17 protein-coding genes and 3 pseudogenes are annotated in these 23,372 nt (G+C 45.4%); 3 read left to right on the plus strand and 17 right to left on the minus strand.

All coding sequences use genetic code 11. The features are described from left to right. The first annotated feature begins 189 nt into the window (after positions 1-189). Positions 190-1,446, plus strand: a complete 1,257-nt coding sequence (locus tag FFV08_07820) for a cation transporter (GenBank protein QLB52517.1) — start codon at positions 190-192, stop codon at positions 1,444-1,446. Positions 1,447-1,478: 32 nt separating this feature from the next. Here the strand turns inward: FFV08_07820 and FFV08_07825 are convergent, their stop codons facing one another. The 5 genes and pseudogenes from FFV08_07825 to FFV08_07845 all read right to left on the minus strand — a co-directional run bounded on the left by FFV08_07825 (position 1,479) and on the right by FFV08_07845 (position 8,965). Continuing rightward, a complete protein-coding gene (locus FFV08_07825; protein QLB52518.1) occupies positions 1,479-2,222 on the minus strand; it encodes a hydrolase in 744 nt (247 codons plus the stop codon). Positions 2,223-2,359: 137 nt separating this feature from the next. Continuing rightward, complete coding sequence (gene lepB / locus FFV08_07830) at positions 2,360-2,917, minus strand: signal peptidase I (protein ID QLB52519.1); 558 nt, start codon at positions 2,915-2,917, stop codon at positions 2,360-2,362. Positions 2,918-3,099: 182 nt separating this feature from the next. Then, positions 3,100-4,605 carry a pyruvate kinase gene (gene pyk / locus FFV08_07835; GenBank protein ID QLB52520.1) on the minus strand — a complete coding sequence of 502 codons (1,506 nt, stop codon included), beginning with the start codon at positions 4,603-4,605 and terminating at the stop codon, positions 3,100-3,102. 56 nt (positions 4,606-4,661) lie between these two features. Further along, complete coding sequence (pfkA, locus tag FFV08_07840; GenBank protein ID QLB52521.1) at positions 4,662-5,672, minus strand: 6-phosphofructokinase; 1,011 nt, start codon at positions 5,670-5,672, stop codon at positions 4,662-4,664. 84 nt (positions 5,673-5,756) lie between these two features. Further along, positions 5,757-8,965, minus strand: a pseudogene (locus FFV08_07845) (DNA polymerase III subunit alpha). 81 nt (positions 8,966-9,046) lie between these two features. On the opposite strand from FFV08_07845, the gene FFV08_07850 reads away from it, so the two are divergent. Both FFV08_07850 and FFV08_07855 read left to right on the plus strand, forming a co-directional pair. Next, on the plus strand, positions 9,047-9,754 hold the full coding sequence (locus tag FFV08_07850; GenBank protein ID QLB52522.1) for an ABC transporter ATP-binding protein: 708 nt from the start codon (positions 9,047-9,049) through the stop codon (positions 9,752-9,754). Positions 9,755-9,768: 14 nt separating this feature from the next. Next, entirely contained in the window at positions 9,769-10,602 is an 834-nt protein-coding gene (locus FFV08_07855) for a lantibiotic ABC transporter permease (GenBank protein ID QLB52523.1), read from the plus strand. A gap of 42 nt (positions 10,603-10,644) precedes the next feature. Here the strand turns inward: FFV08_07855 and FFV08_07860 are convergent, their stop codons facing one another. From FFV08_07860 to FFV08_07915, 12 genes and pseudogenes are all read right to left on the minus strand, one after another. Further along, positions 10,645-11,340 (minus strand): LrgB family protein, encoded by a 696-nt coding sequence (locus tag FFV08_07860; protein QLB52524.1) that lies wholly within the window; start codon positions 11,338-11,340, stop codon positions 10,645-10,647. After that, on the minus strand, positions 11,333-11,713 hold the full coding sequence (locus FFV08_07865) for a CidA/LrgA family protein (protein ID QLB52525.1): 381 nt from the start codon (positions 11,711-11,713) through the stop codon (positions 11,333-11,335). The genes FFV08_07860 and FFV08_07865 overlap by 8 nt, the downstream gene beginning before the upstream one ends. Before the next feature lie 172 nt (positions 11,714-11,885). Further along, positions 11,886-12,107, minus strand: a complete 222-nt coding sequence (locus FFV08_07870) for an accessory secretory protein Asp5 (protein QLB52526.1) — start codon at positions 12,105-12,107, stop codon at positions 11,886-11,888. A 1-nt stretch (position 12,108) separates the two neighbouring features. Next, positions 12,109-12,291 carry an Accessory secretory protein Asp4 gene (locus FFV08_07875; protein QLB52527.1) on the minus strand — a complete coding sequence of 61 codons (183 nt, stop codon included), beginning with the start codon at positions 12,289-12,291 and terminating at the stop codon, positions 12,109-12,111. Beyond that, positions 12,284-13,635: pseudogene (gene gtfB / locus FFV08_07880) on the minus strand (accessory Sec system glycosylation chaperone GtfB). The gene FFV08_07875 and the pseudogene gtfB overlap by 8 nt, the downstream one beginning before the upstream one ends. Beyond that, on the minus strand, positions 13,619-15,139 hold the full coding sequence (gtfA, locus tag FFV08_07885) for an accessory Sec system glycosyltransferase GtfA (GenBank protein ID QLB52528.1): 1,521 nt from the start codon (positions 15,137-15,139) through the stop codon (positions 13,619-13,621). The pseudogene gtfB and the gene gtfA overlap by 17 nt, the downstream one beginning before the upstream one ends. 12 nt (positions 15,140-15,151) lie before the next feature. Next, positions 15,152-17,533 (minus strand): accessory Sec system translocase SecA2, encoded by a 2,382-nt coding sequence (gene secA2 / locus FFV08_07890; protein ID QLB52529.1) that lies wholly within the window; start codon positions 17,531-17,533, stop codon positions 15,152-15,154. Beyond that, positions 17,526-18,005 (minus strand): accessory Sec system protein Asp3, encoded by a 480-nt coding sequence (asp3, locus tag FFV08_07895; protein ID QLB52530.1) that lies wholly within the window; start codon positions 18,003-18,005, stop codon positions 17,526-17,528. The genes secA2 and asp3 overlap by 8 nt, the downstream gene beginning before the upstream one ends. Continuing rightward, entirely contained in the window at positions 18,002-19,531 is a 1,530-nt protein-coding gene (asp2, locus tag FFV08_07900) for an accessory Sec system protein Asp2 (GenBank protein ID QLB52531.1), read from the minus strand. The genes asp3 and asp2 overlap by 4 nt, the downstream gene beginning before the upstream one ends. After that, the gene (gene asp1, locus FFV08_07905; GenBank protein ID QLB52532.1) at positions 19,521-21,101 is read right to left on the minus strand and encodes an accessory Sec system protein Asp1; all 1,581 of its coding nucleotides are present in this window, start codon (positions 21,099-21,101) and stop codon (positions 19,521-19,523) included. The genes asp2 and asp1 overlap by 11 nt, the downstream gene beginning before the upstream one ends. Positions 21,102-21,109: 8 nt before the next feature. Further along, a pseudogene (locus tag FFV08_07910) lies at positions 21,110-22,332 on the minus strand (accessory Sec system protein translocase subunit SecY2). Between the two features lie 32 nt (positions 22,333-22,364). Further along, the gene (locus tag FFV08_07915; protein ID QLB52533.1) at positions 22,365-23,369 is read right to left on the minus strand and encodes a sugar transferase; all 1,005 of its coding nucleotides are present in this window, start codon (positions 23,367-23,369) and stop codon (positions 22,365-22,367) included. Positions 23,370-23,372 lie beyond the last annotated feature (3 nt).

Genomic DNA, 23,372 nt, shown 5'->3' on the forward strand with positions numbered 1-23,372 from the left:
TCTTTCAAAGTCAATGCAACTATTATAACAAAAATCCTGATGAAGCTAAACCAGAAAGAAGAGGAATTTTTGATTTTAGATTAGATTTTTAGCAAGTCATTTAAGCAAGCCTAAGCCCGACGCAAATTGAAAAGCAGGCCTATTTTTGCTATAATAAGCCCATATGAGACTTAGAACGTCTGTCCAGAGATGACATTTCTTCTCAAGTCTCTTTTCCGTTCTGCTGCCCTATTAGAAAGAAAGGCTGTCATGAAAAATCCTAGTAACAATCTGAAGCTAGCGGAGAGAGGAGCCATCCTTTCCATCGCTACCTATCTGATTCTCTCCGCGGTCAAGATTATCGCAGGCTCGACCTTCCAGTCCTCCAGTCTGACGGCCGATGGCTTCAACAATGTATCTGATATCGTGGCTAATATCGCCGTTTTAATTGGCCTGCGTATGGCTAGAAAACCAGCCGACCGTGACCATCGCTTCGGCCACTTGAAGATAGAAGATCTGGCCAGTCTCATCACATCTTTCATCATGTTTTTCGTTGGATTTGATGTCTTGATAGAGACCATTCAGAAGAGCATCTCCAATCAAGAGACTAAGATTGCCCCAGTTGGTGCCGTGGTCGGAATCATCTCGGCAATCATTATGTTGGGTGTTTATTTTTACAATAAAACTCTGGCTAAAAAAACTCACTCCAAAGCTCTGGATGCTGCAGCCAAGGACAACCTGTCAGACGCTGTCACTTCTATCGGCACTTCAGTTGCTATCATTGCCAGCGCCTTTAATTTCCCAATCGTTGATAAGCTGGCAGCCATTGTCATTACCTTCTTCATTCTCAAGACGGCCTATGATATCTTTATGGAATCTTCCTTCAGCCTGTCCGACGGATTTGATGAAAGCCTGCTCCAAGACTATAAGCAAGCTATCCTGGAAATTCCTAAAATTACTCAGGTTAAGTCACAACGCGGCCGGACCTATGGCAGTAATATCTACTTGGATATTATCTTGGAAATGAACCCGGATTTATCTGTTTTTGAAAGCCATGAGATTGCGGACCAGGTTGAGGATATGTTGATGAAGCGCTTTGGGGTCTTTGACATTGACATTCATATCGAGCCCGCTCCCATTCCTGAAGATGAGAGATTGGACAATCTTTATCCAAACTTGCTCATGCGTGAACAGCTCGTGGAGCAAGGCAGCCAACTGGATTCGCTTCTGTCAGCAGAATTTCTCTATATTTCCCAAGATGGCCGACAGCTGAACAAGGCTGAATTTCAGGAAGAAAGAGCCTCAAAAACACCTATCAAAAACTTTGAACTGCTCTCTGTCAGCCAGAAAACCAAGCTCATCCGCTATGAAATGGACGGTGTTATCCATACCAGCCTCTGGCGCCGCCACGAAGTATGGCAAAACATCTTTCACCAAGAGACACGAAAAAACCAGTCTGATAATTAAGTCAGTCTGGCTTTTTCTTTGCAACACATCATTCATTTCCCCGTATAATAGATAACAGTAATGCTATCTAGACTTTGCAAATTTGTTGGATTCTCTTTAGCTTTCAGGCCGGCTTTTTCAGGATTCTCAAATAAATGATAATCTTGATAGCTATCATCTAGGTCGGTATAAATCTTTATCTTATCATTAACAAGTAAAGCAGCATATCTTGCCTGTCCAAAAGGCTTTCTTGAAATCTTTGTAAATTCAATTTTTTCAACATTTTCATAGTGATTCAGTAAAAATAAAGCCAGCCCCTCTTCCTGATTGCGCACCTTTACTTTTTCCTCAGTCGTCAGCCAAGCATTTTGTCCAGAGTAAATAACATCCGTCTCACCCGCATCTTTAAAATTTGTGACCTTCTCTTTCTTTTTCAGACGAAAAGTCAATTCTGTCGAATCAGTGTGAGAGTTATTATTTATATTATAGTTTTCATCTTTTGAGTCCAAAGAAACATGTGGGATATAACTGGTGTCATTTACTATGAGACTAACGGAATCCCCTTTCCATAAATTTCCCTTGGAAAATTCATCAAATTCAATTTTTTGAACATCTTCATAATGATTAATGATATAAAGTGCAATCTTTTCCTCTTTCTTACGAAGCTCCGACATTTCAGTATCTGACATCCATATTTTTTCACCATCTCTATTTACTATACTGCTGCATGCTGTCAAAAAACTTAGAGCCAGTATAGCAAACAATAATAATTTCTTCTTTCTTGACTTCAAAAGCAATCTCCTTTTTGCGGTCTTTTGATATTAGTATACCACATCAGGACAAGTATCTTTGTGTTTACTTGTAACTTTAAAGCTGATTTTCAAAGAAAATAACCAAGGCTTGCCCTGCCTTGGTTATAAAAATAGACTTCTATTTACTTATTCTTAATAAAACCAAATTCATTAAGCGGTGAGAGTCGGAACTCCACCACTCCCTTGATTTGACTAGCTTTTATAAGTCCAAATTCTCGGCTGTCCTTGGTATTTTCACGTCGGTCATTAAGAATCAGATAAAAATCTTTAGTAATTTTATCAGACTTTGAGTCTTTTAAATCCATAATAGAGAAATCATGAGTGTAGTAACCAGAACTTCCTGCTGAAGCCAAATATTTCTCGCGCATTTTCTCAATGTATTCTTCCGACATGACCTGGCCGTTCAGATAAAGGAGATCATCCATATAGGTTACCTGATCTTTTTCCTGGGCAATGACCCGGCCGACATAGTCTTTGCCGTCCACTTCATAGAGAACAAAGTCTCCACGCTTGATGTCTTGCTTTCTCGTCGCCAAGACCAAGTCATTCTTTGCCAAGTAAGCATTGCTGTCTTGATCAGTCACCCGATAAGGTGTGTAAATAAAAACTCTCAGCCCTATAATGATAGCTGCCAGTACTGAAAAAATAATGATATTTCTTAATAAATCTCTCTTTAACATTCGTCTCTCCCATCTCTTTTATACCATTATATCATTTTTAGACAAAATAGACAAAGGGACAATCTTATTTCAAAAATCAAAACGCTAACGTGTCCTTCTTCTCATGCAAGATAACGGTCATCACATAGACAAGAAAAAAACCGGTGATTTTTCAATCAACGGTTCTTTTTTATTATCTTAGATTAACGTACTGTACGGATACGCATTGTGTTGGTACGAACTGCTTCACCAAGCGGCACACCAGCAACGATAACGATATCATCACCAGATTCAACCAAGCCTTGCTCAACCGCAATCTTTTCAGCGATGTCAAACATATCATCTGTGTTAGATGGAGTGTTTGTAGTCACTGGAATTACACCCCAGTTCAGCATAAGACCGCGTTGAGTCAATTCGTCAAAAGTGATAGCCAAGATATCAGCATTTGGACGGTATTTAGAAATCAAGCGGGCTGTGTGACCTGTCTTAGTAAGGGTAACTACCAACTTGATATCCATTGAGTTTGTAGCATCTTTCACTGCTGAAGCCATAACTTCAGTCTTAGAGTTACGCTCAAAGTTATCAGTTGTCAAACGGCCATATTCGTTAAGAAGGGTTTGAGCATTCTTATCGATAGTAGCCATTGTTGTTACTGACTCAAGTGGGTATTTACCATTTGCAGACTCACCTGAAAGCATAGTTGCGTCAGTTCCGTCAATAACAGCGTTAAATACGTCTGATACTTCTGAACGAGTTGCACGTGGTTTTTCTGTCATGGTTTCAAGCATGTTAGTTGCTGTGATAACCACTTTACCAGCTGCATTTACCTTAGTGATGATCATCTTTTGGTAAACTGGAACCATTTCGAATGGTACTTCGATACCCATATCACCACGGGCAATCATGATACCGTCAGCAGCTTCAATGATTTCGTCCAAGTTATCGATACCTTGTTGGTTTTCGATTTTCGCGAACAATTGAACATGGCCATTACCAGTTTCTTCACAGATTGCACGAACTTCGTTGACGTCTTTTGCAGTACGTACAAATGAAATCGCGATGAAGTTAATTCCTTGCTCAAGACCAAAGCGGATATCGTCATTGTCACGCTCAGCAAGTGCTGGGAAAGGAATCTTAGTGTTAGGGATGTTCACACCTTTTTGCTTAGCAATGATGCCGTCGTTTTCAACTTCTACTTCAAATTCACGAGTAGCATCGTCTTTTGCGACAACACGAAGACCAAGTTTACCATCGTCAACCAATACTTGACGACCAACTTCAACATCATCGTAGATGTCCAATCCGCCAGCAACGTTCAAAGCAATTACTTCACGAGTAGATTTGATACCTTGCTTAGTAGCAACACGGATTTTTTCACCAGTCTTGTATGAATACTCTTTTGCATCGCCTTCGAACAATTCTGTACGAATTTCTGGTCCTTTTGTATCAAGAAGGAAACCAACTTTTTGGCCGGCAATTTCTTCTGCACGCTTAACAGTTGCCATGCGCTCTCCTTGCTCAGCATGGTCACCGTGTGAGAAGTTGAAACGGAATGTGTTTGCGCCAGCTTCAATCAGCTTAGCAATGTTTTGAGCTGATGCTTCAACATCCAGCTTTTCTCCCCAATATCCGTCATCACCGAATTTTTTACCACCGCGGATTTCTACCGCAGGACCTAATGTTGCAACGATTTTTACACGTTTATTCATGATTGTATGAAACTCCTTCTTCTATTTGGCCTCTTGGCCTGAATAACAAATAATAATTAAATAGTAATGCTGCGGTTCAATTCAGCCAAGCCCAGATCAGCCTTGTGCGGGTTATTGACGACAATCTTACCTTCAGCAGTCAAGCTAAAGAGTGCTCCTTCTTCAGCAGTTCCCAGGATTGGGCTTTCAACCATCTGCTCATTGCGGATTCCAACAGCAACTCCGCCGATACCTTCTTTAAGCAGTTTAACAGCATGTGCTCCCATACGAGATGCAAGAACACGGTCACGCGCAGTCGGTGAGCCTCCACGCTGGATATGTCCGAGCTCTGTGACACGCAAATCGCTCATATCACCAGCTTCTTTCAGCTTTTCAGCAAATTCATCCGCTGACATGACACCCTCAGCCAAGACGATGATGTTGTGCTTCTTACCCTTGGCATAGCCACTCTTAATGCTTTCAACAACTTCTTCGATCTTGAAACCTTCTTCAGGAACGATAATTTCGTCCGCACCAGATGCAATACCTGCCCAGAGAGCAATATCACCTGCATTACGTCCCATTACTTCGATAACGAAAGTACGGCGGTGACTGGATGAGGTATCCCGAATCTTGTCAATCGCATCCATAGCTGTAGTAACAGCTGTATCAAAACCGATAGTGAAGTCTGTTCCGACGATATCATTGTCAATGGTTCCTGGAACACCGACAGCTGGGAAGCCATGCTCTGTCAAGCGCATAGCACCGTGGTAAGATCCATCTCCACCGATAACAACGACACCTTCAATTCCATGTTTTTTAAGCTGCTCAATCCCTTTCAGCTGCCCTTCAACTTGGGCAAACTCAGGGTAACGAGCAGAGTGAAGGAAGGTTCCACCGCGAGAAATAATGTCACCAACTGATGTCGCATCAAGTGGGTAAATCTCGCCAGCTACCATTCCAGCGTAACCATCATAAATCCCGTAGACTTCCATTCCTTCGGAAATTGCTTTACGAACAACTGCACGGATGGCAGCATTCATACCAGGGGCATCACCACCACTAGTCAAAACAGCAATACGTTTCATTTCGCTTTTTGCTCCTTTTTCTTTTTAACATTCTTATAGATTATACCACAATCATCATGAAAATTCTCTTATTTTCCATATTTTTTAACGAAAAATCGTTTTCATAGTATAATTCTTCAATTCCTCTTGCAGCTGCTCCGATTTCTCCACTCGAAAATGAGGTGCAGACATGGTTCGCTTCTCATCTTCATAGCGCAGGACAACCGGAATATTGCCGGGGTATTTCTGCAAAACATGAGATATTTTCCGATCATGCTCATGTCCAGCAAGTTTTATCCAGAAGCGTTCTGTAGTGGCTTCTTCTATATCTGCCAAGACCAACTGTAAACGACCATCCCGCTCCTGCACCTTGCCGCTCAAGTAGTAAATCCCCTTCTCCTTAATGCGCTCACCTAGCCGGCGATAAGTATCAGGAAAGAGGGTAACATCCAGTTTTTTCTTGGTATCTGAAACCTGCAAGAAGGCCATATTCTCGCCCTTTTTAGTCCGGATAGTCTTGATAGTCTGGACTTCACCTAAAATCCTAGCTCTGCTATTTTCTGTCAAATCACTAATCCAGCTAAAGGGCTGGTCCGCTTCTTTGGCCAGTTTAACCAAGGGGTGATCGCTAAGCCCCACACCGATTATACTCTGTTCCAGCTCAAACTTTTCAGCATCGCTAAAATCCTGAGCCTCTGTCCAAGAATAAGTCGTATCGGCAAAGAGGCTGCCCAGCTCATCCGCAAATACAAATAGATTAGGCAGATTGGCTAGAATTTTTTGGCGATTTTTCTCAAAACTGTCAAAGAGCCCCAGCTGGATCAGAGGAGTCAGCAACGGAATCTTATGGTAATTCTGAGGCAGGCGCAGAATAAAGTCTTCCACCCCAGTAAAGGCGGCATTTTGTCGCTCTTCGATAATCCAGTAAGCCAAATCCCTAGGCAAGCCTTTGATATTTTTCAGGCCCAAAAAAATCTTCTTATCCTGAAACTTATCATGGTAGGGGATATTGTTGATACTGAGGGGTGCTGTTTCAAAGTCAAAACTCAGGGCATCGGTGATATAGTCACTGCTAGAATAATTGAGCATGACATCAAAGAAAACATCTGGATAATGAGCCTTGAAGTAAGCCAACTGAAAGGCCAAAGCTGAGTAGGCATAGGCGTGGCTGCGGTTAAAGCCATAGCCAGCAAACTTCTCCATAATAGCAAAGACTTCCTTGGCTTTGGATTCCGAATGCCCTAGCTTGAGAGCACCTGCAACAAAGTCCTCCTGCATGCGGTGCATTTCAGCAGCACTTTTCTTACCCATGGCCCGCCTCAAAATATCGGCTTTCCCCAGACTAAAGCCACCAAAGCGCTGGGCCACCTGCATGACCTGCTCTTGGTAGAGCATGATACCGTAAGTCGGAGCTAGAATATCAGACAAACTGTCATCAATCAACTCCACTTGCTCCATTCCATGCTTTCTCTTGACAAAATTGTCGATGTAATCACTGGCTCCAGGACGATTGAGAGAAGTTGTGGCCACTACTTCCTCAAAGCAAACTGGCTGAACCCGCTTGAGCAGGCTGATAGCCCCCGGCTGCTCAAACTGGAAAATCCCCTTGGTCTGTCCAGCTGCAAAGAGTTTCAGAGTTTCTGCATCCTCCAAGTCAATCTCTGCAATCTCAATATCTACCTCATATTTTTCAGGGTTGCTTCTTTCATCCGCTGGACAAAGGTCAGATTGCGCAAGCCCAGAAAGTCCATCTTAAGCAGACCGTTGCTCTCCACACCGTGGGCATCATATTGGGTGATATACATGTCCTCACCGTATTTGAGCGGTATCTGGTCTGTCAGGTCATTGTCACTCATCACAACGCCGGCTGCGTGGATAGAAGTCTGACGGGGATGACCTTCGATTTTTTTAGCAATATCAAAGGCCTTTTGATATTCCAGCTTACTATTGATAATCTGACGAAAGGCCATATTTTTCTCATAAGCAGAGGTCAGACTATCGCCAAAGCGGATTTTCTTGGTGATATTGGTTAGCTCATACTCTGGCAGACCGAAGCGCTTGAAGACATCACGAATGGCCTGCTTGGCTCCAAAGGTCGAGTAGGTCACAATCTGAGCCGCATGCATACTGCCATAGCGGTCGCGAACATAGCGGATAAACTCCGGCCGGTAAACATCTGGAATATCGATATCAATATCGGGCATGGTATAGCGCTCTAGATTTAGAAAGCGCTCAAAGAGCAGGTTATTCTTGACTGGGTCAATCCCAGTAATCTCCAAGGCATATGCCACCAGACTGCCAACAGCAGATCCTCGGCCCATGCCCATATAATAGCCCTGACTGCGACCAAAGCGCAGCAAATCCCAGACAATAAGGAAATAATCATCAAAACCCATCTGATGAATGACATCCAGCTCCTGATCCAGCCGCTCCTGATAAAGTTTACTTGTTAAACCACGTTTTTTCAAGCCAGCTTCGGAGCGCTCCCGCAACTCTTCCACGGCTGGTCGCTCCCGATTAAAGCGGGGCAGTTTCAGCTCCCTATTGATATCATAGTGAACATCACGGACTAGCTTCTCAAGATTAGCCAGACTCTCTGGGAAAGTTTCCTTAAAAGCTGCTGCCAGAGCAGCTGGAGTCATTAGCAACTCATGATTGGGGAGGCTGCCAATCTCCCGCAGACTGGCATTTTCTCGAATAGCCCGGAGCATCTGCAAGGTTTCCAAATCTCCCCTATCAAAATATCGGACGGTATGCAGGGGCAGGGTTGGCCGACCAAACTCCTGCTGGGGCGTTTCTGGAAAAACTCCAACATAAAAATCCAAACCCAAATCCAGATCTGCTACTCCGTCAAAAGCAGGAACAATCACAGCCAATCCCTTGAAGAGATGCTGGAAATCCTCCCAATTCTTTTGTCCCATCATCTTGAGAGTCGAGACTTTCATCAGATTGCGATAGCCCTGACTGTCTAAGGCCAGCAGACGGAGATGAAGCTCCTGCTCTGCCTTGATTAGTCTCAGCTCCAAGCCTAAAAGCGGCTGCAGTCCCGCAGATTCGGCTTCCTCTAAGAAATGATAAGCCCCATAGAGATTGTCCACATCCATCATGCCCAGATGACTGTATCCTAAGTCCTTGGCTTTTTGCACATATTTCTTTATCGGGATCAAGCTATCCATAAAACTGTAAACAGTCTTGGTATCAAGTTGTATCACCACATTTTTCTCCTTGAACATGCTTTGCTTCTTCTTATAACTATTATACCGCAATTCACTGAATGAGGGAAATAGGAGTTTGACCGAACATAAAGATTCCATTCACCCTTTCCGGCTTTCTTTGCCATTTTCCTAAGGAAAAGGTATAATAATTATAAATTGAAGAAAATAAAGGAGACATGTATGAATCAGTATCCTCTGGTCTATCTTGACCATGTCCATAAAAATTATGGCGACGCACCCGCCCTCTATGATGTGAGCTTAAACATCCAGCCTGGCAGAATCATCGGACTTCTAGGTCCTAATGGCAGCGGCAAGACAACTATTATCAAGCTTATCAATGGTCTCTTGCAGCCCACCTCTGGCCATATTTATCTCAAAGGCGTGGAACCTTCACCTGAGACCAAAAGAATCGTTTCCTATCTTCCAGATACGACTTATCTAAGCGACAGCTCTAAAGTGATTGAGGCTGTAAAATATTTCCAAGATTTTTATGATAATTTTGACAGCGCGAAAGCCATGCAGCTTCTAAAGGATCTTCATATCGATCCCCAAGTCCGCATCGGAAGTCTATCAAAAGGAAACAAGGAAAAAATGCAGCTCATTTTGGTCATGAGCCGCCATGCGGAACTGTATATCCTAGACGAGCCTATCGGTGGTGTCGATCCAGCTGCTCGTGACTATATCCTGCAGACCATTATCCAAAATCGCACGCCTCAGTCTTCTGTCATCATTTCCACCCACTTGATTGCGGATATCGAGCCAATCTTGGATGAAGTCATCCTGATTAACCAAGGTCAGATTCTTTTGCATGAAAATGCTAATCAGCTGCGTCAACAGTACAATCAATCCATTGATAATCTCTTCCGCAGCCAGTTTCGCTTTTATTAGGAGGTCTTCATTATATGTTTGGAAAACTGTTTAAATACGATTTTAAGTCTAATTACAAATGGTACTGTATCACTTTTGCCATTCTTCTGTCTCTCTCTATCTTGATGGGATTCGTGGCTGGCAGTAGCTTGAGACCTGAGGTCATGGAGCGCTATAGTGACTACCCAATGGCTACTAGTGGTGTTATCGTCACATTATACCTGCTCTTCCTCTTGCTTTTTTCTGCATCCTGCGCTGTCTTTTTGTCCAATACTATCATTATTATCCGTCGGTTTTATAAAAATGTTTTTGGGCGAGAAGGCTACCTGACTTGGACCTTGCCGGTTACACCACATCAGATTCTTCTGTCTAAGCTTCTTTCCGCCTTTGTTTGGACCCTCTTGTGTATGCTGACCATGTTTATTAGCAGCCTTGTCATTTTTGGCATTGCCCTCCCTATTACCGGCTATTCATTTAATGAGATTTTTAAATATATTGGTGAAATACCAAATTTGTGGCTTTGGGTTGTCAAATATGGCTTCCTTAATCTCCTCCAAATCCTTTCTGGTATCCTCTTCTTTTATCTAGCAATCTCAGTCGGACAGCTATTTAAGAAGAATCGGATTATGATGGCTGTGCTTTTCGGATTTTTGATTTGGAGTGTTCTGGCGGTCCTGTCAATCTTCTTACCTAGTTCCTTTGACCCATATGGACTATTTGGTTTATACAATTATAGTTACTCCGCTATGGACTTTGAAATGATGCTAGACCTCTCTCTGATTATCCAAATTGTCTTTGAACTCGTGAAAGTTTTTGGTTTCTATTTTACCATCTATTTCATCGTGAAAAAGAAGCTCAATCTTCAATAAGCAAAACGAGATTGAAACATTTTGTTTCAACCTCGTTTATTTTTACTTCAGAATAATGGCTGCCACGATGGGGCTGACCAGAACGTACATGAGCCCAGTCACGCCAATCGCAAGTCCTGCCATAGCTCCTGCGACCTGGCCGTATTTAAAGGCGGTTCCCGTTCCTACCGCATGGCCTGTTCCCCCTAAAGCTAGACCGATAGCTACTGGATCTGTGATTTTTAAGAGCTTAAGGAGCGTTGGCCCCAAGACACTGGTCAGAATTCCCGTCGCAACCACCACCACTAATGTCACTGTAGCAAGCCCTTGCAGCTTGTCTGTGATTCCGACAGCCATGGCCGTTGTGACAGATTTCGGAAAAAGAGATACAGCTAGAAAGAAATCCATGCCGAAAAACTTAGCCAACAGAGCAGTAAAGCTAGTATTGACTACAACCGCTGCAAAGGTCCCAATCAAAATACTGCGCGCATGGTGCTTCATCAAATGAAAAGTCTTGTAAAGCGGAATCCCCAAAGCAACCGTAGATGGCACAATTAGGTTGTTTAAATAGGAGCCGCCGACATAGTAATCCTTGTAGGAAATACCGCTTAATTTTAAAAAAGCAATGACCAAAACTGCTGCAATCAGCAAAGGAGTTGTCAAGGGATGAGGAAATCTCCGAAAAATCAATAGACCGAACAGATAGGCCAAGATAGACAAGGCAAGGCCAAAGAGAGGGTTGCTCCATAAATCAGACATTGCTAGCGTCTCCTTCCTCATAATCTCCTTCAAAACGAGTCTTAATCAGCTGCACCACAACTGCAATCACGCAAACATTGAGCACAATCGCTCCTAAAACAATCAAAATAATCGGCAGCAGATAAGGCGCGATGACCTGAAATTTATCCATGATACCAACTGCAGGAGGCAGAAAAAGGATGGTCATATTTGCCAAGAGAAAATTGCCAACCATGCTGATATGACGCAGGCGCAGGAGCTTGAACTGCAGAGCCAAAAACAGCAAGACCAAACCAATGATACTGCCCGGAACAGGCAGGTGTAAAACACTTGAAATCCCTTCTCCAACGAGGGAAATCATAAAAATAATCATCAACTGAACGTATAATTTCATACCAAACCTCCATCACTTGTATATCCAGTTTACTCCTTTTCAGAAAAATATCAAGGTGATTTCAGAAATTAAAACCTTTACATATAAAATCAGCTTATAAAAATTCCCTCCATTGTCTGCAATAGAGGGTCTTTCTTTTTAGCAGTCGTCTGAGTAGCGTCCTAAACAGATACTAGATGGATTGAATCATAAAGAAAATCATAAGCACAATCAGGGCAAGACTTGCCAAAAGAACTAGGATTTTCTTTGCGAAGTGAGTTTCCCAGTAGCCTGACTTGCCGATTGATGTATTGGTGTCTCTGTAAAATTGCTGGCTCTCTCTAGGAAGAAGACTTACCAGCAAAATCAAGACAAGGGCTGCTACAATGGTAAGTGTAATCAATATTGTTTGCATTTTAGTTCTTCAAGACTCCAATCAATGTAAAAATCAAGCCAATCAAGATCATCAAGCCCAAGGCGATGACAAAGGCCTTGTTGAGATTTTCACCCAAGCTGGCCTTTTCTTTCTTGGGCTTGCCATGCTTAAGCTCATCTAACCGCCCCTCAATATCCTTATGAAATAAATCTCTTTTAGCCATGCTGACCTCCTAGTACGCTTTGGAGAGTCTCCTGATAGAGACTGACGGGCACATCGTTAGCATGTCGGCCTTGTGCTTGCAAGGCTGACCGCATCTGCTCAACACTAGATAAGGCTTCTTCCAAAGTTGATGCCAGTTGAGCTGGCTGGCTGCTATCAAAAATATGCTCTCGGGCAATGTAGTGTATGTCATGCAGGGTCTGCTCAAAGCCTAGGATCAAGAGATTGTTCTCAAAAGCCTTACGTACTGCCTGCAGGACCTGACCTCCGTGATTGATATCCAGATAGATGTCTGATTCCAAGTAGAGCTGCTCAATCTGCTTGAGACTGGCATTTTGATAAAGAACGACATTCTTGTAGGACAGCATAGACAAGAGCTTAGGCGACATTTCCGTAAGGGCAGCAATGCGAAAGACCACCTGCGGCAAGGCCTGAACCAAGGTCTCTAAGCCTTCAATCTGATCCGAATGAGTCAGAATTAAGGCATCTTTTCGTAGGAAGTTGTCCCGCTTGAAGTCATAATGATAGCCCAGATGCAGGAACTTCTGCTGCTGGTCAGCTGCAGCCAAACTCTTGGCCTTTTCATAAGTTGCTAAATCTGGAATGACAATGGTCTGCGCCCGCAGCTGACTATTTTCCAGAATCAACTGCATATTGCCGGGCAGCTCGTCATGAAGCGGCTCCTGCCAAAAGAGAATGTCCTGTCCAACTCGACCCGTCAAGCTGTGAGAAACTAGGAAAGAATAGGCCAGCGAATTAAAGAGAATGTGATCCAAGTCAAAGTCTAGCCGTTCCAAGAAGAAACGGATAAAATCCACTCGGCTTTTAAAAATTCGCAAGGGCTCTTGGTCCAGAGTCAGGATGATGTCACCGGTGGCATGATTTTCCACGATACGCTCCTGGCCATCAGTGCTGTAGTAGGTCGTGTTGAAGGCTTCCTGAGCAGATTTATAAGCTGTTTTGGCAAAGCAGCGGCCTTGCTTATTATAGCGCTCACTCAGTCGCAGCTGGCCTTTTTTATCCAGCCAGTCCACCTGTTTGACCAGGCGCCCCTTAGCCTGATTAGCATAGTGAATCCGTGCTCTTTCTTCTCCCATGTCACTGACACGCGCCGACTGGTGGTCTCCTGTGATTTCCCAGAAAGGCGGCACTAGCACTTGATTGAAAAAGATCGGATGGTCTACTCCCTCTTTATCCCCAGAAAGTAAGTATAGGGGGAGATCATGTCGTCCGGCAGAAAGCCATTGGCCTCAATGACAATGGTCGGACAGTCATAGCCAGCTGCAAGGAGGGAATCATGCAGATCCTGGGTTTCCTGATTGTAATAATCAAAGAGCTGAATCATCTCTGACCTCCTTTAAAAGCTGGGACCAAGCCGCTTCAACCCGGTTGGTCAAATAATTCTCGGCCACTCGATAAGAGTGTTGACTCATCTCCTGCTGGCGTCCTTGGCTAAATAGAGCTACTATTTTCTCCACAAAAGCAGCAATAATCTGGTCCTCGACCTGATTGGAACTGACCGGCAGCAGATAGCCATTTTTACCATCATCGATAAAAGTCTGATTGCCATAGCGGACATCAAAGCCGATGAGAGGCAGACCTGATCCAACTGCTTCCATGAGAGTCAAACCAAAGCCTTCGCTGGTTGAAGCCGTCAGATAAAGCTCATAGCCTGCATAAACCTGACTCAGATCTGCATGCCCTTTGAGTCGAATGTAGTCCTGCGCTCCTGCTTCTTCAATCCTGCGGCGCAGCTTTTCCTCTTCGCCTCCCTTACCGTAAATATCAAGAGTCAGCTCAGGCAGCTGGGCATGGGCTTGGACAGTCGCTGCTACTAGCCAATCGATATGCTTTTCCGTAGCGAGACGCGAAGCTGTAATCATGGAGAAAGGCTTGCGAGGCTCTTTGGGATAAGTCAACTGGTCGAGACTCCCCACCGGTATGGTAACAATCTTGGGCTGCTTGTCCGAGTAATGCTGGAACTGCTTCTCTAGAATCGTTTTCTGAGCCTCTGTTGCCACGATGAAAAAGTCCACCTTGTCAGCATTGGTAAACTGGTAGTCATAGAAATTGTTCCAGAGAATGTAGTCATCACTGCTGGCATTTTCACTGAAATGCTCAGCATGGACCACTACTCCCAGCTTAGCCTTCTGACTCTCTTCAAAGACGACCTGACCAATCCCTGTCTCCCTATCCAAGATGACCACATCATCTGACTGCAGCTGCAAACACTGAAGAAAATAACGAACCAGCTCAGCCTTGGAATAGAAAATCCGATCTGGAAAGCGATAGAGCTCTTCCTGACCATCCTCTATCAGCATGTCATAGGCCACACTGCCATCTTCATGGTAAAAACGGCGCTGGTAGAGAGTTGCAGCGTCATTGTGGGGGGCGAAGTATTCACTGGCATAGCGGACATAGGAGAAATAATCCTTGCGGATCAATCTCCCCCGCGAGACATACTCCACATGCTCCACAAAGTCCTGGTCTTCCTGCCGCAGATAGCAAGTGATAAACTGGTCATCCTGCGGATAGAAATAGCGGACAATCTTGCCCTCTCTCTCCGAGCGCTCCGGCTGACCGGATACTTGAGCCAGCACCTGGTCCAGCGTCACCGTCGTCGGTGCAATCTTGATATCCGTAAAGTAATTATAAAGCCAGATAACTTCCTCATCCAGAAAACCGATATTTTCCGTTAGATGCTGGATATTATCTGCTAAAATCATATCCATAAAGATAAACTTAGCCGGCTGCTGGATCCTGCGCAGAAGCTGGGCCCGATAAGCTTGGGCGTATTCTACACCGCTGCTGGCCCAGCCGATGCCTAAGTTGATGTTATATACTGTCATATTCTCCTCGTCTTACGGGAAGTACATGATGACTTCTCCTTTAGGGTTGAGTGCCAATTCACTCATCAAAAGATTCTTGACAATCTGCTGCTTCATGCGCTCCTTCATATATTCAAAGCCATCGTAAGCCTCTTGGTAGTATTCTACCAGAGGATTTTTCATAGAGAAATGCTGACCGCTCAAGGCTGTCTTGAGCTGCTGCAGATAGTCCACCTGCTCGACCCAGTTCTCATCAATAGCCTTGAGAACGGACACCCGCTGAAAATGGGTAAAGAGCTTGTCAGACTTGAGATAGGCTTTCTTTGCCTGCAATTCCTGCTCGGCAATATCCTGCAAGAGCTCTGCAATTTTCTCCGGCGAATAAATATCGAAATCATAAGGAATACGCTCAGCATGATAGCTGAAATGGTCTAAAATAAAGCGATAGAGGTCAGCCCGTGTCTCATAGGACTGGTCATAGGCCGCCTGATGAATGACCTGACGGAGGACACGGCTGATTTCTTCATCAATCCGCTCCTCAGCTTGAATCAGGCGATTGCGCTCAGCATAGGTAATCTCCCGCTGAATCTTCATACACTGGGCATATTCCAGCGTCATCCGACGGGACATCTTGGCGCTGCTTTCGCTTGCCCTCTGAGCCTTAGCCACCAAGTGTCTGAAACGACGCTGTCCCAGCTGAACTGGATGCTGCTCAACCTCTTCAGTAGAGTAGTCCTTGTAGAACTTCTTGAGCCAGTCTGGTCCCCATTTCCTGAGCAGGTCATCCTCCAGCGAGATGAAGAACTTACTAATCCCTGGATCACCTTGGCGGCCTGAACGGCCACGAATCTGTAGGTCAATCCGCTGGTTCTCCATCCGCTCAGTACCAATCACCACGAGACCGCCCAAATCTGCGACACCTGGTCCCAGCTTTATATCCGTACCGCGGCCGGCCATGGATGTAGCCACCGTCACCGCACCTTTCTGCCCAGACTCAGCGATGATCTGCGCCTCACGCGCCGCATTGTTGGCATTGAGCAGGTTGTGGGCGATGCCTTCTCTCAGTAGTAGAGAAGAGTAAATCTCTGACATCTCCACTGAGCCAGTAAAGATTAGGAGAGGATTGCCTTGGGCATGGTAGTGCTTGACCTCGTCCAATGAAGCAAAGACTTTTTCTGGCAGGGTCTGGTAAAGCTGGTCTGGCAAATCCTGCCGAATAACTGGCTGGTTGGTCGGGATCTTGATGACAGACATGGAGTAAGTCTCCATAAATTCGCTCTCCACCACCTTGCCGGTTCCGGTCATACCAGAGATTTTCCGGAAGAGCCGGAAGAGGTTCTGATAGGTAATGGAAGCCATGGCTCGCGTTTCCTCTGTAAGCTTGACATGCTCCTTGGCCTCAATGGCTTGGTGCTGGCCTCCCTGAAGCCGGGTCATTTCCAGCAGACGGCCAGTTGAGCGGTCCAAAAGTACGACTTCAGCTTCTTTCTCACCCTGACGGACAACGTAGTCCTTGTCTTTCTTGTAGAGCTTGTGGGCTCGCAAGGCTAGATTGAGGTGGCGGACTAACTCTTGATTTTCCTTGGAGAAAAGATGCTCCAAGTCCAGAAAAGACTCTGCCGCCAGAATACCTTTCGATGTCAGCCAGACTTCATTCTTCTCGTCATCGTAGTGGTAATCCTCGTCTTCTTTCAAAGTTGTAATGAAGGTATCCATGATACCATAGAAGTTTGACTGAACCCGAGGCGCACCAGAGATAACCAAAGGCACCTGAGCGCTGTCCAAGAGGATAGAGTCAATCTCGTCTATGATGACATAGTTGAAAGGACTAAGATATTGGCTATCCTTATTCTCAGCTAGATTTTCAATCAGATAGTCAAAGCCCAAGGCACTATTGGTCGTATAGACAATATCCGCCTGGTAAATCAGCCGCTTCTGCTTGGGCGTCAAATTTTCAGTCTCATCAGCTACCACCGCTGCCTCAATAGTCAGCCCCAGAAAACGATAGACCTGCCCCATTTCCTGAGCGTCCCGCAGAGCCAGATATGTATTGGTAGTCACCAGCATAGCTCCTTGTCCAGACAGGGCATTGAGATAGAGCGGCATGGTAGCCGTCAGAGTCTTTCCCTCTCCCGTAGCCATCTCAGCGACATTGCCTTCATGAAGAACAATGGCTCCCATGACCTGCACATCGTAGGGGAACATACCCAGCACCCGCTTGTCCGCTTCCCGTACCACAGCATAAGCCTCCGGCAGCAAGTCGTCTAAAGTCTCACCTGAGGCCAATCTCTCTTTAAATTCCTGTGTTTTCTTTCGAAGATCAGCGTCTGACAGGCCAGCCATTTCTGACTCAAAGCTCTTGACTTTAGCTAAGATTTTCTTTAAGCGCTGAATTTGAAAATGATTTTTAATCATCAGACTCCTCTATGATTTGGTCAATGTTTAAGCAATGAAACTCTAAGGACTCAACTCCTGCACTCAGCAGCTGAACCTTATAGCTATAGGCTTCCTTTGGGTAGGTAAAAATCATACTCTCCGAGCGCTCCACTTGATTGCTGATTTCTTTCTCATAGCGGTCAAAGAAGATGATTTTCAGAAAGACGCTGGATTCAGGATAGGTGGTCATATCTCTAGACAGGCAATAGCGAGCTCCCTTTTTGAGCAAGGGGAGAGCAGGCACCTGCCGGTCTCGCTGATAGTTCCATTTGGAAGACCATTCATGGATGGTCTGGCCGGAGGCCATCAGTTTATTTTCAAAAAATATATGTGAAGGGGAATGAATAATAAGGGTAGTGCCATAGAGATAAGTAAAGTCAGTCATTTTACCAGCTGCCGAAACCCCTCTCAGCTCTCCCCAGTATATGCCCTTTCTTTTTTGAATCTTCATTTCTTTCTCCCAAATTCCTTTTCCAATATCATTCGATAGTAATTCATAAACCAAGACACAGACACAGCTAAGTCATCATTATGGCGTCCAGGGACACCTCTGCTAATCAGCTTGGCCTCAGTCAGATGAAGAGCTGCCACCAGATCCTCATAGGCCGTCGGATCATAGTCCTCTTCTTTCATATAGGCGATACCAAAGGTCGTCCGACTGAAATCAGCCTTCTCAAACTTACGCCAGTAGCGTTGATTCAACTCCTCTACATGCTCCTTATCTTTGCCACCCGTGTGACGGTGAAGGACATCTAACGCCGTCGGAAAGACCTTGGGCAGGCGTAAACGACCACGTTGGGCAATAGTTCCTAGATTTCCCAAGGGCTTGGACAAAACGATAGCTCGCGGACGAAACTCCGAACCATAATAGACAGCACCGTAGGTCCCCATTGACATGCCTGATAGAATCAAATCCCGCTCGGTAAAACCCAGAAAGTCCAGATGCTCTTGGATAATCTTATGGATACTGCTCTCCAGCTCCTGGCTGCCCAGATAAAACATACCGCCATCCACGCGCGGATCTGAAAACAAGAGAAAAGGACAGCCCAAACTGCGCATCATTCCGAAGCCCTCAAAGCCTTCCGCCCGACGGTAACCAGAGAAATAAACAGCCAAAGGCGGCTTCAAATCTCCCGGATAAAAGAAGTAATTAATCTCCTGACGGTGGCTATCACGAAAAATCTTCCCACCCAGAACATACTTGCCAAACTCATAGCGGGTCAGACGCTGATGCAGAGCACCGACCTGAATCCGCCCTTCTCCCTTAGCCTCCAGACTGACGCCCAGATAAGAAGTAAAGTCATTGTCCAGAACCATGGATTCCCGCATATCCTCTTCTGTGAAAATAATCTCACGAGCGATGTCCGCAGTCGAGCCTTCCTGGATATTATAGAGCCGCAGCCGCAGCTCACAGCTGCCTGACTTTTCATATTCAAGCCAGAGTTCAACTGGATTGAACTTGTTGGCAATAATATTGTATTTCCAAGACAGGATTGGCTGAAAGTCCTGACCAAAGTCACCTTCCAGCTCTAGATTTTCATAGCCATTGTAGCAAATCTTGCCCCGAAATCCAGGGCTGACCACCATATCAAGCGGTGTCATCTTATCGCCATACTGACCGGAAAAGAGAGCCTTGGACAGCTTGCGGACCAGGTCAGCTCGATCGCTCATATCTGCTGGCTGAGCACAGTGACGCTTGAGAAAGTACTCAATATCCGCTTCCTGGGTTTCCTGTTCCTGATCATAGAAAACTGTATAAGGGATAATCTTGGTCTCAATCATAAACAAATCTGGGATCCGACGCAAATCGTCCACCAGAATCGCATCAAACTTGCCAATCTTATCCATCTCCATGACCTTTTTGATAGCTAGATTGGAGTTAGGAAAGAAATAATACCAGGCCATATTGTCCGGAATAGCAAGCTCCTTGCTCCAGTCGCTTGAGCCAATCTGTAAGATTTTCAGCTTATTTTGCATTCTCAGCCTCCTTGAGCCACTGTTCCCACCGGCCAATCAGCTCCAGACCAGTATTATGATGGATTTTTTCAATGGAATAAATCAGGGCTTGGTTCCAATTTTTCAAACCTTCTAAGTAATAGTCTGCAGCAGTCGGAACATCAGAGATAGAATCCAAGATATAGCCATTTTGCAGATGGGTCACATAGTCCGAGCCCACCAGATTGATCTGCGGAATCCCGGCAGAAATCCCAGCAATCTGCGTATAGAGATTGGGCTGCTCGCTCAGGTCAATGATTAACCGCGTATCGTCTAGCTCCTGAATCAAGCTAAGCTCGTCCGTGATATTCTTAATGGTGAAACGAAGGTCCTGCTCCTGATTTTCCAGCAGTGCATTCTCAGCCTGCTCACTGCGTCGGTAGTTCTTGACAAATTCATATTGATTCAGATATTCATCAATAACCTCCTGCACCTTGTTCTCCACCTTTTGGATTCCTTCCTGCCAGGCATTGTAAACACCGATAGTCAGCTCCGTATCCGGATGCTTGGCCACATAGTGGAGAACCTTGAAGATGGCATAGTCATTAAGCCCTTCTTCCAGATTAATCTGATAAAAAATCTTGGATTCGCGACGGCGTTGGCTCTTGCCCAGCTGCAAACGGGTATCAAAAGGCGACAGGTAATGCACCTTCTGAGCCTGTCCAGGCAGGTAACGCTGAATAGCCTTCTTGAAATCCATGCGATCAGTCAAGACTAAATCTGCCTGCTGCAAATCTGCTTCTAAAGCTGGCCAATCAACTGTCTGATTGCGCTCGTGGAAAAAGCTGAGAATGATTTGAACATTCTTGGGCAACAAGCGCAAAATGGCTTGAGTGTATAAGGGATGCGTTGCCAGAACGAAACGGCTGTCCGCTCCTGCATTGCGCTCGATATAGTGGCCCAATTTCTCCAAGATCAAGTCAGGCATCCGCTCATACTCCAGCTTATCAAAGTCTAGTAAGTAAGCAGGATTGACCTCTACCCGGCAGTCGTCAGGCTTCAGATGCTCACGAATCCGCCAATCGCCATCCGGCTGTAGGTAGTCCTGATAAAGGGGCTGCCCCTCTTCATAATAGGTGATACTAGAGACAAAGCCCCGATCATCAAAGATATAAAACTTCTCCAGCTGGTCATCCTTGAAAAACTTGATGAAGCTGATAAAGCCTTCTACTCCAAACTCGACATGGGCATAGAGCTGTCCCTGCCTGCGGACCATGATTAGAAAGGGCGTATAGACAAACTCGCAGTCTGGCTCCCAGTCCAGATCCTTGATTTGCAAGACCTGCATATCCTTAGAGTCAATCCCCTGAATCTCGTCAAAGACCGAGTAATAATCCGTCTCAAAAATATCCTGCCGATGCAAGAGGTAGCGGGCATGCGGCATATAGGCTGGTAAAAGCAGCTGGACTGGCAGATTTTCACTTTGAAAAATCCGAATCTGATGAATGGTATCATCAAACTCCAGCCGCTGCATGGAGCGGTACCAAGGGATAATATCCCGGTGCCAAACCCGATCCCCACTGCCACTCCACGAAGGAATAAAGTAATACATAGTTTCTCCTACAACAATGAACGATAACGGTCATTCAGCGTCAAGGCTTCCACCTCGTCCTTAATAGAAAAGACCATTCCGATAAAAATCATAAAAATCCCCGGAATCATACTAAGACGCAAATAGCGAATATCCAGAAGCACCACCATCATAGGCAGGCCAGAAATCAGGATAAGATAGAGAGCACCCACAATAGCAAAATAAGTCACCAAACCATTGATATACCGACGGGTTGCTCCTCCCGGATAAACATTTTCAATATACTCTCCACTCTTTTGCATCCGCTCAGCAATCTGGTCACCACTGATATTGATAAAGGCGAAGGCCAGTGCTAGGATGAAAATAGTCAGCAGATAGAGGATAAACCAAGCAGGACTTCCCATAGACAGCGCTTCTATCCACTGCTCAATCAGCTGATTGTCCGGCTGAAGAAAGTGGATAATCAAAAGGAAATACTGGGGAATGCTGACCAAGGTCATTGCAAACATAATCGGCATCCCGCCGGCAGGGTTTAGACGAATATCCAGATAAGAGTATTTTTTGAAACGGTTATGGATATTGATCTTATTGACTGGAATTCGGTACTTGGACCGCTCGACTGTAACAGCCAGATAGAGAAAGACTAGGCTGAAAACCAGCATCAAGGCCAGCCAAAGAGAAGAAATCTTCAGCTCCTGAATGGAGTTCCAAATATCCTGCGGAATGTAGGCAATCATGCTGGCCATGACAATCATGATGGAGCCGCCAAGTCCCATAGCAGCATTCAAATCTGTCAGCCAAATGAGAAAGTAAGTCCCAGCCATCAAGACCAAGGTATCTAAGACGATAATCGTAGCCATGTCCACCCCACCTGTCTCCTGCAGAGGCAGGTTTAGGACCAGCGCCACGGATTGAATCAAGGCAATGACCAAGGTCAGCAGCATCCGCCGCCTTTCCTGCACTTCCAGAGGGAGCTTACTCAGACCCATCCTCTTAGAAACAGCAAACATCTGCCAGATCAGCATAGAGGACATCCAAGGAGACAGGCCGACCGAAAAGAGCGACATACTGCGTAGATTTCCCCCATCAGGGCTGTCGCATAGTTCAAGGTCGTAGAGGTTCCGTCCATAGCAGCAGCCTTGCTCATATCGATGAAGGGCAGGGTCAGCTTGGTTCCCAAGACATAGATAAATAAGAAAAATAAGGTCCACAGAAACTTCTTGATAACGACCGCTTTAAAAAATGACTTCACACTGACTCCTCATGACGATGCTTAGAAAGCCTCTAAGATAAGACTTCCATGACCGCATCTACTAAGACTTTCTTGCTAAAATAACCTTCCTTGAGCAGGAAAGAGAACTTTCTAACCCGCTCGACCATAGCCTGATACTCCTCGACAGTCAGATTTTCAACAATCCGACTGGCCTCTTCCAAACTGTCTACGACAAAGCCAAGACCGCGCTCGCGGATCAGCTCTGCATTGGACAGGTAAGAAGGGACGATGACCGGAATCCCAGCTGCCAGATAGGTGGCAGACTTATGAGAGATATTGAGACCATAGTATTCTGGCTCGTCTGCTGGATTTTCCTCAACACCCCAGACCAGACCCAGACCCCCCTTGGACAGCTCCAAGAGCAGCTCCGGCCGGCTGACCCAGCCGCGATAGCTGACATTGGCCTCTGGATTTGACTCTTCCTCAGGCGAAAAAATCTCCAGCGGCGTTGCATAAGACCAATTAATCAGATGCGGAAAACGCTCCACACTTCCTGCGAAATACAGCTTAGGCGCAAACTGAGGCTGGTGCAGGGGCAGATCATAGGGATGATCCCACATGCTCTGGACCAAAATCTTGTCCACAGTCAGCCCTTCTGCCAGAAGCTTGTCCCGCATCTGCTCAGAAGGCACGATGACCGCATCTGACTGATTGTACATGTCGATATACTCCGGCATCAGATAGTAGTTTGACGGGAACATCAGCGGCGGCACATCATGGATAAAGGTAACCAGCTTGGCCTGCAAAATCTTCAACTTGCTGATAAAGGCCTGATCAAACTCCCGGCCATTCCAGGTCGGCGACTGATAGATAACCACATCGCCATAGCCCACACTAGCCATGATACCGTCCAGACGACGACTGAGCTCCGACTGGCTGTCGCTGTAAATATCATAAAAATAAAAACTCAGTTCATTGAAGCCCAGCTGCTTGGCTAGCTTGGTCACATCATTCTGGGCAATCAAGGCCGTACTCTGGCCAGACATACCGTATAGGTTGGTAATATTAACTTTCATATT

The sequence above is a fragment of the Streptococcus sanguinis genome, from assembly GCA_013378335.1.
GTDB classification, from domain to species: Bacteria; Bacillota; Bacilli; order Lactobacillales; family Streptococcaceae; genus Streptococcus; species Streptococcus sanguinis_I.

Excerpts from the sequence above, each read along its gene's own strand:
- FFV08_07865 (QLB52525.1), bottom strand. The coding sequence starts at position 11,713 with ATGAAATTATACGTTCAGTTGATGATTATTTTTATGATTTCCCTCGTT.
- lepB (QLB52519.1), bottom strand. The coding sequence starts at position 2,917 with ATGTTAAAGAGAGATTTATTAAGAAATATCATTATTTTTTCAGTACTG.
- FFV08_07875 (QLB52527.1), bottom strand. The coding sequence starts at position 12,291 with ATGGCTAAAAGAGATTTATTTCATAAGGATATTGAGGGGCGGTTAGAT.
- gtfA (QLB52528.1), bottom strand. The coding sequence starts at position 15,139 with ATGACAGTATATAACATCAACTTAGGCATCGGCTGGGCCAGCAGCGGT.
- pyk (QLB52520.1), bottom strand. The coding sequence starts at position 4,605 with ATGAATAAACGTGTAAAAATCGTTGCAACATTAGGTCCTGCGGTAGAA.
- asp2 (QLB52531.1), bottom strand. The coding sequence starts at position 19,531 with ATGCAAAATAAGCTGAAAATCTTACAGATTGGCTCAAGCGACTGGAGC.
- FFV08_07870 (QLB52526.1), bottom strand. The coding sequence starts at position 12,107 with ATGCAAACAATATTGATTACACTTACCATTGTAGCAGCCCTTGTCTTG.
- secA2 (QLB52529.1), bottom strand. The coding sequence starts at position 17,533 with ATGATTAAAAATCATTTTCAAATTCAGCGCTTAAAGAAAATCTTAGCT.
- FFV08_07820 (QLB52517.1), top strand. The coding sequence starts at position 190 with ATGACATTTCTTCTCAAGTCTCTTTTCCGTTCTGCTGCCCTATTAGAA.
- FFV08_07860 (QLB52524.1), bottom strand. The coding sequence starts at position 11,340 with ATGTCTGATTTATGGAGCAACCCTCTCTTTGGCCTTGCCTTGTCTATC.
- FFV08_07850 (QLB52522.1), top strand. The coding sequence starts at position 9,047 with ATGAATCAGTATCCTCTGGTCTATCTTGACCATGTCCATAAAAATTAT.
- asp1 (QLB52532.1), bottom strand. The coding sequence starts at position 21,101 with ATGTATTACTTTATTCCTTCGTGGAGTGGCAGTGGGGATCGGGTTTGG.
- pfkA (QLB52521.1), bottom strand. The coding sequence starts at position 5,672 with ATGAAACGTATTGCTGTTTTGACTAGTGGTGGTGATGCCCCTGGTATG.
- FFV08_07855 (QLB52523.1), top strand. The coding sequence starts at position 9,769 with ATGTTTGGAAAACTGTTTAAATACGATTTTAAGTCTAATTACAAATGG.
- FFV08_07915 (QLB52533.1), bottom strand. The coding sequence starts at position 23,369 with ATGAAAGTTAATATTACCAACCTATACGGTATGTCTGGCCAGAGTACG.
- asp3 (QLB52530.1), bottom strand. The coding sequence starts at position 18,005 with ATGAAGATTCAAAAAAGAAAGGGCATATACTGGGGAGAGCTGAGAGGG.